10 protein-coding genes are annotated in these 11,474 nt (G+C 65.2%); 5 read left to right on the top strand and 5 right to left on the bottom strand.

The window, feature by feature from the left end:
- Positions 1–207, top strand: a 207-nt coding sequence (locus tag QZ184_RS07430; protein WP_296418833.1) for a hypothetical protein, incomplete at its 5' end; no start/stop codon positions are given.
- Between the two features lie 4 nt (positions 208–211).
- Here the strand turns inward: QZ184_RS07430 and QZ184_RS07425 are convergent.
- Positions 212–388, bottom strand: a complete 177-nt coding sequence (locus tag QZ184_RS07425; RefSeq protein ID WP_247476649.1) for a cytochrome B6 — start codon at positions 386–388, stop codon at positions 212–214.
- A 44-nt stretch (positions 389–432) separates the two neighbouring features.
- On the opposite strand from QZ184_RS07425, the gene purT reads away from it, so the two are divergent.
- Both purT and QZ184_RS07415 read left to right on the top strand, forming a co-directional pair.
- Positions 433–1,614: a formate-dependent phosphoribosylglycinamide formyltransferase gene (gene purT / locus QZ184_RS07420; protein ID WP_247476648.1), complete on the top strand. Its 1,182-nt coding sequence runs from the start codon at positions 433–435 to the stop codon at positions 1,612–1,614.
- Between the two features lie 63 nt (positions 1,615–1,677).
- Positions 1,678–2,709 carry an LCP family protein gene (locus QZ184_RS07415; protein WP_296418831.1) on the top strand — a complete coding sequence of 344 codons (1,032 nt, stop codon included), beginning with the start codon at positions 1,678–1,680 and terminating at the stop codon, positions 2,707–2,709.
- Here the strand turns inward: QZ184_RS07415 and QZ184_RS07410 are convergent.
- The 3 genes from QZ184_RS07410 to QZ184_RS07400 form a co-directional block, all read right to left on the bottom strand.
- Positions 2,706–4,826, bottom strand: a complete 2,121-nt coding sequence (locus tag QZ184_RS07410; RefSeq protein WP_296418830.1) for an HAD family hydrolase — start codon at positions 4,824–4,826, stop codon at positions 2,706–2,708. The two genes, QZ184_RS07415 and QZ184_RS07410, sit on opposite strands and share 4 nt — an antisense overlap.
- Before the next feature lie 103 nt (positions 4,827–4,929).
- Complete coding sequence (gene uvrB / locus QZ184_RS07405) at positions 4,930–6,939, bottom strand: excinuclease ABC subunit UvrB (RefSeq protein ID WP_010313886.1); 2,010 nt, start codon at positions 6,937–6,939, stop codon at positions 4,930–4,932.
- A gap of 105 nt (positions 6,940–7,044) precedes the next feature.
- Entirely contained in the window at positions 7,045–7,800 is a 756-nt protein-coding gene (locus QZ184_RS07400; RefSeq protein ID WP_247476642.1) for a DUF561 domain-containing protein, read from the bottom strand.
- A gap of 62 nt (positions 7,801–7,862) precedes the next feature.
- Here QZ184_RS07400 and tilS point away from each other — a divergent pair, with 62 nt between their 5' ends.
- Positions 7,863–8,846 (top strand): tRNA lysidine(34) synthetase TilS, encoded by a 984-nt coding sequence (tilS, locus tag QZ184_RS07395; RefSeq protein ID WP_296418827.1) that lies wholly within the window; start codon positions 7,863–7,865, stop codon positions 8,844–8,846.
- Positions 8,847–8,904: 58 nt separating this feature from the next.
- On the top strand, positions 8,905–9,615 hold the full coding sequence (locus tag QZ184_RS07390; RefSeq protein ID WP_296415403.1) for a hypothetical protein: 711 nt from the start codon (positions 8,905–8,907) through the stop codon (positions 9,613–9,615).
- Positions 9,616–9,629: 14 nt separating this feature from the next.
- On the opposite strand, the gene QZ184_RS07385 is transcribed toward QZ184_RS07390, so the two are convergent.
- On the bottom strand, positions 9,630–11,474 hold a 1,845-nt coding region (locus tag QZ184_RS07385), incomplete at its 5' end, for a ribonuclease J (RefSeq protein ID WP_296418824.1).

The raw sequence follows: 11,474 nt of genomic DNA, 5'->3' as shown, positions 1-11,474 counted from the left end.
GGCGACTGCGCCAGCCTCGAGGCGATGGCCTCGCGCTTTGAAGAAGCCGCGGCCCTGATGCGTCGGATGGCCTCTGAGGGATTTGTGCTGGAGCGCCATAGCGATGGCCAACACATCACCCACAGGGATGCCGGGGTCTTTGCCGCCTATGGCTTCATCGATGAACAGTCACCGGTGCGGCAGTTGAACCTGATCGAACTGGACTGAACGGTCAGCCCGCGCGGCGCAGGTAACCGATGAGCCACACCAGCACAAACGCCAGCACCGAAATCCCGAGATAGATCAGCGTCCAACGCTGGAGATCCTCAATGCTCAGACCATTGAGCAGACCATCCGCTGCATCACCGGCAGTGGCGTAAGCAAACGGGGCGAACAACAGCACGGGCACGCGGCGATGCAAGATCGCGCAAGTCTCTCGTCTCCGCGGCGGCCATGGCCAGCTCCAACTTCCCCCGCACCCTGATGCTCTTGGGCAGCGGTGAATTGGGCAAAGAGGTGGCCATCGCCGCGCAACGCCTGGGTTGCCGTGTGATCGCAGTGGATCGCTACGCCGGGGCCCCCGCGATGCAGGTTGCCGATGTGGCCGAGGTCGTACCGATGACGGACCCGGAGGCGCTCAAGGCGGTGGTCCGTCAGCACCAACCCGATGTCCTGATCCCCGAGATCGAAGCCCTGGCCGTGGACGCCCTGGCGGAGCTGGAGGCCGAGGGCACCACCGTGATCCCCACGGCCCGCGCCACGGCCGTGACCATGAACCGCGACCGCATCCGCGACCTCGCCGCGACGGAACTGGGGCTACGCACGGCCCGGTTCGCCTACGCCAGCAGCGCCGAGGAGTTGGCGCAGGCCGCCGCACCCCTGGGTTGGCCTGTGGTGGTGAAGCCGGTGATGAGCTCCTCCGGCAAAGGCCAAAGTGTGGTGGACGGTCCCGAGGGCATTCCCGCCGCCTGGGAGGCCGCCATGGCCGGAGCCCGGGGTAGCGGCGCCCGGGTGATCGTCGAGGAGTTCCTCCACTTTGAGCAGGAAATCACCCTGCTGACCGTGAAGCAGTGGAACGGCCCCACCCTGTTCTGCCCGCCCATCGGCCATATCCAAGAGCGGGGTGACTACCAGTGCAGCTGGCAACCCGCCCAGCTCGAGTGGGAGCAACTGGCCGCCGCCCAGACCATGGCGCGGGAGGTCACCGACAACCTCGGGGGCGCTGGCATTTTTGGCGTGGAGTTTTTCGTCTGCCGCCTACCCGATGGCAGCAGCGAAGTGGTCTTCTCCGAGCTCTCGCCCCGCCCCCACGACACCGGCCTGGTGACCCTGGCCGGACAAAACCTGAGCGAATTTGAACTGCACCTGCGAGCCGTCCTTGGGCTGCCCATCCCTGAGATCCGTTCCGAGGGGGCAGCCGCCAGCCGCGTGATCCTGGCTGAGCGACAAAGCGACAGCGTGGCCTTCAGCGGTCTGGACGAGGCCCTGGCCGAAACCGATGTGCAGGTGCTGCTGTTTGGCAAACCCGACGCCCGTCCCTACCGGCGCATGGGGGTAGCCCTGGCCCGCGGTGCGGACCTCAAGGACGCACAGCAAAAAGCCGATCAAGCCGCCGGCAAGATCCAGGTGATCTAGAGGCCCAAACCCCTCTAGCTCCAAGGGATAACGCGAGGTACTTTGCGCTCATCTGAGTGCCTTATGTCCCCCGCCCAATCCAATCCCCGGCGCCAAGGGCGCAGTCCGCAGCGGGACCCCAGGCGGGGGAAAGCGGATCTCCAACCTGCTGAGCGCCGCGTCCGCCGCGACAACGTGACGCAGCTGGATCGCCGGCGACCAGCCGCAGCACCGGCCAAACCCGTCAAGCGCAGGCAGGGGCTCCCCCGCCTGCCCCTGTTCGTGGCCGGCCTTGGACTGGGCTACGCCCTGCATGGCCTGCCCGCGGTGGTGATGGGAGCCTTTGATCAGCCCAAACAGCTGATCGGATCCCTGGTGGCCCCGGTGGCCTCGGGCGATCGACGCATCGTCGTCCTGGGGACCGACGACGTCAGCACCAACACCGACGTGATGCTGACGATGCATCTCGACGACGGCCGCACCAAGCTCACCCAGGTCCCCAGGGACACCTTCATCGACTCCGAGCGCTACGGAGTGATGAAGGCCAACGCCCTCTACAGCAGTGGCGGCCCCGAGATGGTCAAGGCGGAGCTCAGCAAGCTCCTCTCCGCCAAGGTCGACCGCTATCTGGTGCTGAACCTGAACGCCGTTCAGCGACTGGCGGATGCCATCGGCGGCGTCGAGGTCGACATCCCCAAACGGATGGCCTACGTCGACAACAGCCAAGGCCTCTACATCGACCTCTATCCCGGACGGCAACTGCTCAAAGGGGAGGCACTGGAAGGATTCCTGCGCTTCCGCCACGACCAGCTGGGTGACATCGGCCGAATGGAGCGCCAAAAGCTGGTGCTGGCGGAGGTCTTCCGCAAACTGGCCAACCCAGTCATGGCGACCCGACTTCCCGAGTTGATGGAGATCGCTGGCAAGGACATGCGAACGGACCTCTCCCCAATCGACATGGGCAAGCTGATCACGGCCATGGCCACGACCAAACTGGCCTCCAGCCGGGTCGAGGGGGTCCCGTTCTGGCACCAGGAGATCAGCTATTGGATGCCCGACAGCAACCCCAATCGCCAGAGCTACCTGAGCCAAGACCCAGACGCCCTATTGCCCTAGCGGCTCAAGAAGCGGTAGTGGTCTAGACCCTCCAGCACGCCCCAAGCCTGAGGCCTGGAGGCGAAAAAGACCTTCGGACGGCGGCGCAGCTGATCCAGGGAGTGGTCGTGCTCGGAGGCCACCAGGCCAAGCGAGCTGCCGTTCAGGAGCTCCGCATCACCCTGCTGGGCCGCCACCACCAGCACCTGATCCAGGGGTAGGCCCCAGTTCAGGCAGAGGTGACGAATGGCATCCGCCTTGGACGCCCGCATCGGCAGCACATCCAAGAACCAATGGTGGAAGAGGTGGGCTCGAGCCTCCAGCCGGTGCTGGCGCAACCGCTGCCGCACCATCTCGAGCACCCCCGCGGTGGGCGCCTCCAGGGTGTAGCTGACCTTGTAACTGCCTTGATTGACCTCCGGCTGCAGCGACAGGCGGGGGCTGAGTCCTTCGAGCACCTGCTCGACCCGTTTGCGCTGCCAGCCCTGGGCGATGTGCTGGTGCCAACTGACATCTGGCCGGCCCTCAGCGCCAAAGCGCAGGTCCGCCCCGGCCTCCAGGATCCAGACCTGGGGTTCTGGCAGATGCAATTCGGCAAAGCGCAGCCGCGCTGAAGCGAAGTGGCGACCGCTCAACATGCCGATGCCGCACTGGGGATCAGCGGCCAGTCGGCGACGGAGATCCTCGAGGCCAGCCGGCTGCGCCGACTGCAGGCAGACATCGAGATCGAGCAAGAGCAACCGTTGCACCGGAGGAGCCTCGACCTTCACCGGTTGGGCCGGGGACGCAGCCACCACCCCGGGGGTGCAACGACGGTCGCCCTCCCCGAGGTAGCTGCAGACATGGGCATCCCAACTGAAATTGCGGCTGATGGCCTCGATGCCGTTGTCGCGCCAGGAGCGCCAGCGATCGAGATCCGCACCCGCCTCTTCCAGGGCTTGCTGCAGCACATCCAGATCGGTCACATCCGCCAGCTGGCCGTTGGAGCAGCGCTGAAGGATGTCCCGCGGCCCCCCGTCATCGGTGCTGACCAAGGGCAGCCCGCAGGCCGCCGCCTCCAGCAGGGTCAAACCAAAGGGCTCCGTCAGGGCCGGGTTGACGAAGATCCCGCAGCGCTGTGCCGCCCAGCGATAGATCGCAGGGATCTGCTCACCGCGATGGTGCTTGGGATAGGCGACCTTGCCGTAGAGATCAAAGCGATCCACCAGCTCAAAAATCTGCTGGAACTGATCCCGCTGCTGCTTCTCGAGCGAGCGGGGATCCTCACGGCAACCCAGCACCAGGACGAGGTTGTGGCGCTCCTGCAGTAGGGCGGAGCGGCCATAGGCCTCCACCAGAGCCGGGACGTTCTTGCGCCGAACCGCGCGGCAGATCGTGAGTAGGGGTGACTTGTTGGGCTCCCGCAGGAATGGCTCCATCAGGGCCTCCACATCGGACGCCTCGCCAGGCATCGCCACCGGGTGGAAGCGCTGGGCGTCCACCCCAGGGGGCACGACACAGGCCTGCTCCGCCTCAAAGCGGTTGTAGCGGGCGTACTGCTGCTGGGCTTCCTGCTGGGTGCTGGTGATCACCAGGGAGGCCTGGGCCAAGGCACGCTCTTCGGCGTCGATGCGACGGCCGATGGCATAGGTCTGCTCGATCTGCTCATGGGTCAGGCCGCCTTCGAGCAGGCGCCGCTGCTTCTCGCGGCCCAGGGAGTGCCCGGTGAAGACCAAGGGGATCCCAAGCCTTTGGGATACCAAGGCCCCCACATAGCCGGCATCGGCGTAGTGGGCGTGGATCCAATTCGGACGCTGCGGCTGGGCCGCAATGTGGGCCGTGACCGCATCGGCCATCTCGTCGAGATAGGGCCAGAGCAGTTCCTTGCGCAGGTAGCGCCGCGGTCCGCAGGGGAAGCGAACGATGCTGGCGCCGTCAGCCAGCGGTTCATGGGCCTGGGCGTAATCAGCGGAAACCCGCTTGTCCTGAATCAAACGGGTGACCACATCGACGCGGTCGACCTCCGGGCGAGCAGCTAATCCTCTGGCCAGCTCGAGCACATAGGTGGTCTGACCACCGGTATCTGCATCACGTCCCAGCTCCAGGTCATGGCCGCGGAACAGGCCATGCAAATGGAGATGGAGCAAGTAGTAACCCAATTCGCCTCCTCGGCGATTAGCTCACCTTTAGCCGCGATTCCAGGGGCGAAGTCGGAAGAAAAGGGAAAGATCAAGCAGAGATCGCGTCGCGGTTTTCGCTGACTTAGGGCTTCCCTACAAGCTTTTGGCGCAGGCTTTTGATGCGATCGCGCAGGTTGGCCGCTTCCTCAAAGTCAAGATTTTTTGCCGCTGATTTCATCTTGTCCTCGAGCTGTTGAATCAGCTCCGGCAGGGCATCGAGCGGCACATCGTTGTGCTCGGCCTGCTCGGTGGCCTGCTCCAACTGCTCGTCGTTCAGGCGCCTGGAAACCTCCAAGAAGGCCAGGATCGAATTGCCGCCCCGCTTACCAGCGGGCGTCGGCGTGATTCCGTGCTTCTCGTTGTAGGCCTGCTGAATCGCACGTCTGCGCTCGGTTTCTGAGATGGCCTTGGCCATCGAATCCGTCAGGTTGTCGGCGTAGAGCAGGGCTACCCCCTCCACGTGACGAGCGGCCCGGCCGATGGTCTGAATCAAGGAGCGCTCAGCCCGCAGGAACCCCTCCTTGTCGGCATCCAGGATCGCCACCAGGGACACCTCGGGCAGGTCCAGGCCCTCCCGCAGGAGGTTCACACCCACCAGCACGTCGTACTCGCCATTGCGCAGGTCCTGGATGATCTCGATCCGCTCGATCGAGTGGATCTCCGAGTGGAGATAGCGAACCCGGACGCCGTTCTCAGCGAGGTAGTCCGTGAGGTCTTCCGCCATCCGCTTGGTCAGGGTCGTGACCAAGACCCGCTCCTTCTTCTCGGCACGGGTACGAATTTCACCCAAGAGGTCATCCACCTGGCCATCGGTGGGACGCACCTCAACGATGGGATCCAGCACCCCGGTCGGACGGATCACCTGTTGGACCACCTCGGAATCGCTCTGCTTGAGCTCCCAATCCCCGGGTGTGGCGCTGACAAAAATGCTCTGCCGGGCCTTCTCCCAGAACTCATCCCCCTTGAGCGGACGGTTGTCTGCAGCACTGGGGAGCCGGAAGCCGTGCTCAATCAGCACGCCCTTGCGCGCTTGGTCGCCGTTGTACATCGCCTGCAGCTGGGAGCAGGTGACGTGGGACTCATCCACCACCAGCAACCAGTCCTCAGGGAAATAGTCGATCAGGCACTCCGGCGGTGTGCCCGCCTCGCGGCCCGCCAGATGGCGCGCATAGTTCTCAACGCCATTGCAGTAGCCGACCTGCTCGAGCATCTCCAGGTCGTAGGTGGTGCGCTGCTCCAGGCGCTGTGCCTCCAACAATTTCCCCTGCTCGTTGAGCACGTCCAGGCGCTCCCGCAGCTCCGAGCGAATGGCCTTGATCGCATCCTCCAGGCGCTCCTTGGGGGTCACGAAGTGCTTGGCCGGATAGATGCTGATCGATTCCAGGCTCTGCAGGATTTCCCCGGTGGTGGGGTCCACATAGCGAATGGCCTCGACCTCATCACCAAAGAGTTCAATCCGCACCAGGCGGTCCTCGTAGGCGGGGCCGATCTCCAGCACGTCCCCCCGCACCCGGAAGCGTCCACGGGAGATCTCCAGGTCGTTGCGGGAGTACTGGTTGTTGACCAAGTCCCGCAGGGAACTCCTGAGATTGAGGGTCTCGCCCACCTCAAATTTGACGGCGGCCTTGAGGTACTCACTGGGGATTCCCAGGCCGTAGATACAGCTAATGGAGGCCACCACGATCACATCACGGCGCTCAAAGAGAGAGCGGGTCGCGGAGTGCCGCAGCATGTCGATCTCTTCGTTGATCGAGGCTGTTTTGGCGATGTAGGTATCGGAGACCGGCACATAGGCCTCCGGCTGGTAATAGTCGTAGTAGGAGATGAAGTACTCAACGGCGTTCTTCGGGAAGAACTCCCTGAGCTCATTGCAGAGCTGGGCCGCCAGGGTTTTGTTATGGGCCAAGACCAAGGCCGGCCGGCCGGTCTTGGCAATCACATTGGCGATGGTGAAGGTCTTGCCGGTTCCCGTCGCACCCAACAGGGTCTGATAGCGCTCGCCTGATTCCACGCCAGCCACCAGCGCCTTGATCGCCTCGGGCTGATCCCCCTTGGGCTCGTAGGGAGCGTGGATTTCAAACGGGTTAGGCATCGGGGCATTCTCGGACAACCGCCCAGGCGGCGTGGCTGCCGAACCAACAAAAAACCCATGCCCCGAAGGGCATGGGTGACGTCCAAAGCGGTGATGCCTTGAGGATCAGACGGCTGCCTTGACGGCGCTGCCCAGGGCCTCGCGCAGGCCACGAACCACGGCGACCATGGCCAGCTGATCGTTGAGCTTGTTGACGGCGGAGCCCACGCCCACGCCAGCGGCACCGGAGGCGATGGCCATCGGCACGGTGACGGAAGACAGTCCAGAAGCGCAGAGCACCGGCACCGAGACGGCGCGGCTGATGCTGTGGGCAGCGGCCAGGGTGGGAGCGGCCTTCTCGATCAGGCCGAGGCTGCCGGCACTGAAGGGCTTGGCACTGGTGCCACCTTCGGTCTGGATGATGTCGGCACCGGCGGCCACCAGATCAGCGGCGAGCTGCTCCTGTTGGTCGATGGGCAGCACGTGGGGGACGGTCACGCTCAGCACCACCTCGGGCAGCAGCTCGCGGGTGCGGCGGGTGATGGAGAGCACCTCAGCGGCATCAAAGATGCGGCCGAGGGGATAGAAGGCGTCGTAGTTGCCGATCTCGACCATGGCGGCACCGGCGGCCACGGCGGCGGGGAACAGCTCAGGATCGACGGCGCTCACGCAGATGGGCAGGCCCGAGACCGAGGCGGCCAGCTGCACCAGCTCAGCATCACAGGCCACGTCGATCAGATCCGCACCACCGAGGCCAGCCGCACGGCTGATGCGCTCGACGCTGGCGGCGTCAAAGTTGGTGAGGCCAGCAATCACCTTGAGAGCGCGCTTCTCGGCCAGGGCCATGCGAAGGGAAGCGGGCAGCCGATCGAGGCGGGACATGCCAGTACAGATGGAGTTTTGCGATTCTCACACGCTGAGCCAGGGCGAATCAGGCTGGGGGCATGGCTGAACGCTGGAGTGATCTGCATCGGCGCCTGCATCAGCAGCTGCTCCAGCAGCAGGATCTGCTGCCCGATGGGGAGCCCCTGCTACTGGCCGTCTCCGGTGGCCAAGACTCCATGGCCTTGGTGGGGCTCCTGAACGACCTGAAACGTCTCCACCACTGGCAGCTGCAGCTCTGGCATGGCAACCACGGTTGGCGCCCTGAAGCCGAGCAGCAGGCCCGCGAACTCCAGGCCTGGGCCCAGGACCAGGGCCTGCCGATCCAGGTCGACGACTGGGAGAGTCCAAAGAGGGATGAAGCCTCAGCCCGCGACTGGCGCTATGGGCAGCTCCAGACCCACGCCCAGCGCCTGGGCTGCCGCAGGGTCGTCACCGGACACACCGCCAGCGACCGCAGCGAGACGGTCCTGCTCCAGCTCGCCCGCGGCAGCCATCGCCGCGGCCTCTCCAGCCTCCGGCAACGGCGCACGCTCAGCGGCACGATTGAGCTGGTCCGCCCACTGCTGGGGTTCTCCCGCAGTGACACAGCCCAGCTCTGCCAGCAGCTGGGTCTGCCGATTTGGCTGGACCCCAGCAACAGCGACCCGCGCTTCAGTCGCAATCGGATCCGCCACGAGGTGCTGCCTGTCCTTGAGGCCCTCCACCCCGGAGCCAGCGAACGCATCAGCCAACTGAGCGAACGGCTGGCCCAAGAGCAGGACGGCGGCGAGCAGTTGGTGGATCTCGCCCTGGGCAGCCTGCAAACCGAAACGGCCCAGGCTCAGCCGGCGTTAAAGCGACGCCCCCTCAGCGGCCTGACCCTCAGCAATCAACGGCTGCTGCTGCACCACTGGCTGACCCGCCAGGGCCTCAGCCTGGGCAACGCGGAACAGTTGGAGCAGCTTCTCCATCGCCTGCCGCCCCACTGCGGTCCTGGCCAGTGGGATCTCAGCCGGGGGCGCTCCCTGCGCTGGAACCGCGAGCTGATCTGGCTGGAGCCCTGAAGAAGCGCGGCCAGGTCTGGCAAAACGACCTAAACCGGAGCGGGAACGGCGCAACGCCATGAGCAGCGCAAGCAGTGATCGCTACGCAGCCATCGAACGGGCCTACGGAGAAGGGCGCTTCAGCGATGCGCTCCAGGGGGCTGAGGCCTTGCTGCACGAGCTGCAAGCCAGCGCCTCTGGGCCTGAGTCAGAGACCGCCCTCAGCCGGCTCCAGCTACTAACGGGTCACATTCACCTCTACGGACTGGGGCAGCCCCAGGACGCGCAGGCCTACTACCAAGCGGTCGCGGACAGCACGGCCCCCTCCACCCTGGTGGACCTCGCCCAGGCCGGGCTCCAGCGCTGTCAACTGCAACCAGCAGCCCAGGAGGAGCCCAGCTCCCAGCAAGCCATTGGGGATCTGCCCGAACTTCCTGCCACCCCCTGGCTCAACCAACTCAGCGAACCCCAGGAGGCCCTCACCGCCCTGCAGGCGGCCTGGACTGAGGTGCCCGCCAGTGGACCAACACCCGTCATCGCAACGCCGACGGTGCTTAACGGCTCGCCGGCAACGCCCTGGGGCGATGCCGCACCCAACGTCGAGGTCCTCGCCGATGAACCTGAGCTTGAGCCTCAGCCAACGGACGACGCGGCGCCAGCCGAGCGTGAGTGGCCCGACTACAGCCAAGGAAACCTGGTGGTGGAGCTGCCCTTCAGCGAAAACCGCCCCCAGGAGCCCCTCCATGAGGGGAGCAACTGGAGACGGTTCTTCAGGCTGAAACGGCCCTAGGGCCGCAGCAGCAGTCAGCTCGCGGCGGAGCGGCGACGACGGGTGCGGCCGGCGATTTCAGGTTCCTCGACCTTGGGAGCAGCCGCAACAGGAGCAGCCTTCACCGGCGCAGGCGCAGGGGCAGCCGAAGCGGCGGAGGCGGCAGCACCGACGGGGGCCAGTTCACGGCGGGGCGTGCGATCCCGATCCCGGTCGCGGTTGCCATCACGGTTGCCGTCGCGGCGACCGCGGGGGGCCGGACGGGTGTCGGGCTCTGCATCCGCACGGCCCTTGTAGGCCGGGGTGCCACCAGGGGCGGGCTGCACCAGGCAGATGATCAGCGGCTCAACTTGCAATTCGCGGCGCAGGCGACGCTGCAGACCCACTTCGATTTCGCGCTGGACGCCCATCCAGTCCACTTCGGGAGCCTTGCCACCGGTGTTCCGGGACAGTTGCTGCCAGCGGTTCTCGAGCACCCAGGTGATTTCCCGCTCGGTCCAGAGGCTGAGCTTGCGGGGATCCGCGGCGGTGACCACGCCCCGCAGGTTGACCCGCGGAGGCGCTGCCATCACACCGTCGGTGCTGATCACGGCGAGCATCGTGATGACGCCGTCGTCGGCGAGCTGCTGACGCTCTTTGAGAACACGGGCGTCGACGATGCCATTGCGGGAGGCGTCGAGCAGTTCGATGCCCGCCTTGACGGGCTCGCCCTTCTTGATCGAATCGGCCGTCAGCTCAACAACGTCTCCGTTGTCGATGATCAGCATGTTGTCGGCCGGAACGCCCATGGACTGGGCGGTCTTGCTGTGGCAGACGAGCATGCGGTGCTCGCCGTGCACCGGCACGAAGAACTTGGGACGGGTGAGGGCCAGCATCAGCTTCTGGTCCTCCTGGAAGCCGTGGCCAGAGACGTGGATGCCCTCGCCCTTGCCGTAGACGACCTTGGCGCCCAGCATCATCAGCCGGTCGATGGTGTTCACCACGGAGATGGTGTTCCCCGGGATCGGGCTGGCGGAGAAGATGATCGTGTCGCTGCTCTTGACCTGCACCTGGGGGTGCTCGCCACGGGAGATGCGGCTCAGGGCAGCCAAGGGCTCACCCTGGCTACCGGTCATCAGCAACAGGGTCTCGCGATCGGGCAGATCACGGATTTGCTTGATCGGGACAAACAGATCATCCGGAGCGCGCATGTAGCCCAATTCACGGGCCTTGGCGATCACGTTGAGCATGGAGCGGCCCAGGAGGCCGACCTTGCGGCCGTTCTTCATGGCCAGCTCGAGGATCATCGCGACGCGATGGATGGAGCTCGCAAAGGTGGTGATGATCACCCGGCCTTCGGCCTGGGCGATATGGCGATCGAGGGCCGGGAAGACCGAGCGCTCAGGAGGACAGAAGCCAGGGACCTCAGCGTTGGTGGAGTCACTGAACAGGCAGAGGACACCCTGCTCGCCGTGGTGGGCGAGGCGGGCCATATCGAAATACTCACCATCGACCGGGGTGTGGTCGAACTTGAAGTCACCCGTGAAGATGATCGTTCCCACCGGAGTGGTGATGGCCAGCGAGAAGCTGTCCGCCATCGAGTGGGTGTTGCGGATGAACTCCACCGAGAAGTGCTGGCCCACCTTCACCACGTCCCGCGGACCCACGGTCTGAATGGTGGTGCGGTCGGTGACGCCGGCCTCTTCCATCTTTCCCTGGAGCATCGACATGGCCAGCCGGGGGCCATAGATCACCGGGATGTTGAAGTTCTTGAGGTGGTGGGAAATACCACCGATGTGGTCCTCGTGACCGTGGGTCACGATCATTCCGCGGATGCGCTTCTGGTTCTCCTTGAGATAGCTGGTGTCGGGCATCACGACGTTCACGCCGTGCATGCCATC

Origin of the sequence: Vulcanococcus sp. DEBay_Sum22DG08_74 (assembly GCF_017852955.1) — a bacterium.
Lineage (GTDB): Bacteria > Cyanobacteriota > Cyanobacteriia > PCC-6307 > Cyanobiaceae > Vulcanococcus.
The sequence above is the reverse complement of the archived record's forward strand: the minus strand, read 5'-3'. Positions and strand labels throughout refer to the sequence as shown.

What these genes read in the sequence shown, in the direction of transcription:
- purT (WP_247476648.1), top strand. Translation starts at nt 433, where the DNA reads ATGGCCAGCTCCAACTTCCCCCGCACCCTGATGCTCTTGGGCAGCGGT.
- QZ184_RS07415 (WP_296418831.1), top strand. Translation starts at nt 1,678, where the DNA reads ATGTCCCCCGCCCAATCCAATCCCCGGCGCCAAGGGCGCAGTCCGCAG.
- uvrB (WP_010313886.1), bottom strand. Translation starts at nt 6,939, where the DNA reads ATGCCTAACCCGTTTGAAATCCACGCTCCCTACGAGCCCAAGGGGGAT.
- QZ184_RS07400 (WP_247476642.1), bottom strand. Translation starts at nt 7,800, where the DNA reads ATGTCCCGCCTCGATCGGCTGCCCGCTTCCCTTCGCATGGCCCTGGCC.
- tilS (WP_296418827.1), top strand. Translation starts at nt 7,863, where the DNA reads ATGGCTGAACGCTGGAGTGATCTGCATCGGCGCCTGCATCAGCAGCTG.
- QZ184_RS07390 (WP_296415403.1), top strand. Translation starts at nt 8,905, where the DNA reads ATGAGCAGCGCAAGCAGTGATCGCTACGCAGCCATCGAACGGGCCTAC.